Source organism: Brachyspira suanatina (assembly GCF_001049755.1).
Lineage (GTDB): Bacteria > Spirochaetota > Brachyspiria > Brachyspirales > Brachyspiraceae > Brachyspira > Brachyspira suanatina.
On record NZ_CVLB01000028.1, the window covers coordinates 1 to 474 of the forward strand.

Genomic DNA, 474 nt, shown 5'->3' on the forward strand with positions numbered 1-474 from the left:
AGAAACTTCAGTTGATGGGCTTACTTCAGTTACAAATGCTTATGGAACAGAAGTTCTTAATGTTAATAGAGCTTCGGACATAATGTTTCAAACTGTAAAGCTAGGAAAAACTGATTTTACTCAGTTATCAAAATCTTTATTTAATGTCATTCCTACCGCTTCAGCATTAGGTGTTCAGTTTGAAGATATAGGAGCTGCTATTGCCGTAATGACTGCCCAAGGTACGCCTACTTCTGTGGCCACAACACAGATTAGGCAGGCTTTAGTAGAGCTTAATAAAGAAGGCAGCACCACAGATAAAGCGTTTAGAGAAATAGCAGGAACTAGCTTTAAAGAGTTTATCGAACAAGGCGGTACACTTCAGGAAGCTCTGCAAATGCTTGCTGAAAAAGCTGCTAAAAGTGGAAAAGATGTTTCTAGTATGTTCAGCAGCGTTGAGTCAGGAAATGCTGCTTTGGCATTATCTGGAAAGAA

Annotated in this window: 1 protein-coding gene; it reads left to right on the forward strand. The window is 39.2% G+C overall.

Annotated elements, in window-relative coordinates:
* A partial coding sequence (locus tag BRSU_RS14105) for a phage tail tape measure protein (protein ID WP_048596225.1) occupies positions 1-474 on the forward strand: 474 nt, incomplete at both ends.